This is a genomic window from Xanthomonas arboricola pv. guizotiae, assembly GCF_002940205.1.
Lineage (GTDB): Bacteria > Pseudomonadota > Gammaproteobacteria > Xanthomonadales > Xanthomonadaceae > Xanthomonas > Xanthomonas arboricola_C.
Genome location: NZ_MDSK01000087.1, coordinates 1 through 2,152, shown reverse-complemented (window position 1 = coordinate 2,152; position 2,152 = coordinate 1). Strand labels below are relative to the sequence as shown.

Below are 2,152 nucleotides of genomic sequence, written 5' to 3'. Positions count from 1 at the left end.
AACGTCGCATCGATCTCCACTTGGCGTTGCTTTCGCTCGCATCCTCCATCATCTGCTTACGCCTTCTTCCTGGGTTTTGTTAGCCGCTCTTAGATTGCAAGTGCAAGGTGTGGCGTGTCAATAGCCACATAAGGCCTTTGCCTGACTCCGCGCCCATAGGGCAAGCCCGCCGCAAATGCTTGGCATCGATCGCCCAGCCAGTGACCCGTATCGCAAAACTGAAGATCCGTTCTCAAGGAGTTGCGCACTGCGACCGATGCAATGGTTTGCTGCTTTCGGTATACCGCGCTCCGCGCCACTTGAAGGAACGACATGTCAATCTTGCGAAGAATTTCTGAGTCAATCGTAGGTACCAAGGAGGCAATCAAGGAGAAAGGCGATATTGGGGAGACGGATCTCTGCAAGTGGCTTGGCGACTCTGGCCTGTCTTACGTTGCGGTCTGCCAGGCAAGGGAAAGCTTCGCCCCACTTTTCACAGGCGAGATCAAGCGACCGGATTTCATGGTCCTGCTCGACTCCATCGGACTGATTGCCGTAGATGCCAAAAACTTCGACTTGAAGGAATGGGATGGCTCGCCCTGCTTCACGCTAAGCCTGCAGAAAGAGCTGCTGAAAGCCGTCGCGTTCGAGCGCATGTTCCGTATCCCGCTCTGGTACGCCTACAGAGGCGAGGACAATGACAACGTCTCCTGGTATTGGATCAGCGCGCTCAAGGCCGTTGAAGTGGGAATCAAGCGCGATGGCCGCCATGGTGATTTCCTGACCATCGGCCTCGAGCACTTTGCACATGTGGTCAACCCCGATGACATGGCCAAGCTCTATACACAGCGACTGCCCGGTGTCTCCAGGATCGCGGCCCTTCCGGTCACGAACTGAACGCGGAGTCGGCATCTGCGGACGCGACGTCAGCTTCCGATCCTGCGTCCGCGCCTCCGCCGACCATCGTGGTCTTCACGCTCATTGAGGAGGGGTGAATGTTCAAGGATATGATCGCTGCCGGCGGCCCTGGCCTACTCATCCCAATCGTGTTGTTCGCGCTCATCATTTATGCAACGCGCGGTCTCTTCGATCTTCATGGCAGGCGAAGTCAACATCGACGGGAATTCCTTGAGCACTGGGACCCCAAGCGCGCAGATGACGATCTCTGGCTTGAGGTCACCGTTCGCCACCTCTATGGACAACCGCTACCTGCTCATGTCATCCGCACCGCCCTGAGCCACCCACACTGCAGCCAGGCACTGATGGACCTTTCGGAGATATGGGAGTTCTACCATTACGACTCAGACACCCAAACGGTTAGCTGGGCTCACACGCGGCACAAGCGCGCAGTTCGCAGATGGTTGAATCACCGCTGGTCCTTGGCGCGCTATTTCTTGCTCGCCTGCCTGGCAATGGCGGCAACCTATGTCGCGGCCAACGCTAGCGGACTCTCGCAATGGCTCTATGCAGTCGCTGCAGCAGTGCTAGGAATTTGCGCATTCATCAACCTGTGGCACTGCGACGCAGAGAAAACGGCGGCCAATGTTGGCGAGATTTGGATCAAACGCATCAATGATTCCCTCAGGTTGCCCCACGCTACAAATGACCTGACTGCTCGTGAAACCGCGTCCAGTGCCGCGTTGGTAGAAGCCAACTAATCTCGGACACATAGACACCTCAACCATCAGGAGCCTTCACCGTGCCATCTACCACACCCTATGATCCAGCTCTAGCGCTCGGCAACCTGGTCGACATGAAACGACACGAAGTACTCGCGCAGATCGCGGCTATCCAAGCACCAGCTGATGCCGCGAAAGACATGCTCTACGCGCTCATCGCGACCAAGCGTTCGCTGGATATGACTTCGCAAGAGGTTGCTTCAATGGGTATCGATACAACGGAGCTAGACACCGAGCGGGCGCGCCTCGACGTCTTGGTTTCCGAAGCTAGAGAAACCTATGCAAAAGCCAAGGAGAAGGCGGTCAAGGACACTCAAGCTCTGCGTGCAGGCCTAACAGATCCCAGCAGACCCGTAGAGTCGCCTGTCATACCTCAATCATCAACTGCGCCGGATAGATCCTAGGTGTTTGATCCCAGGCTTTGATGGTGCACTATTTTCCCTCGATTGGAAGGAAGCACTATGGGCCAGGTTCTACACGGGAGCGCCACTACG

3 protein-coding genes are annotated in these 2,152 nt (G+C 56.4%); all 3 read left to right on the top strand.

Annotated features, from left to right (window positions below; all coding sequences use genetic code 11):
• The first annotated feature begins 312 nt into the window (after positions 1-312).
• The 3 genes from XarbCFBP7408_RS21870 to XarbCFBP7408_RS22610 all read left to right on the top strand — a co-directional run bounded on the left by XarbCFBP7408_RS21870 (position 313) and on the right by XarbCFBP7408_RS22610 (position 2,062).
• Positions 313-876: a hypothetical protein gene (locus XarbCFBP7408_RS21870; RefSeq protein WP_047128025.1), complete on the top strand. Its 564-nt coding sequence runs from the start codon at positions 313-315 to the stop codon at positions 874-876.
• Positions 877-974: 98 nt separating this feature from the next.
• Complete coding sequence (locus XarbCFBP7408_RS21865) at positions 975-1,637, top strand: hypothetical protein (protein WP_104564687.1); 663 nt, start codon at positions 975-977, stop codon at positions 1,635-1,637.
• A gap of 41 nt (positions 1,638-1,678) precedes the next feature.
• Positions 1,679-2,062: a hypothetical protein gene (locus XarbCFBP7408_RS22610; protein WP_146093829.1), complete on the top strand. Its 384-nt coding sequence runs from the start codon at positions 1,679-1,681 to the stop codon at positions 2,060-2,062.
• The last annotated feature ends 90 nt before the right edge of the window (positions 2,063-2,152 follow it).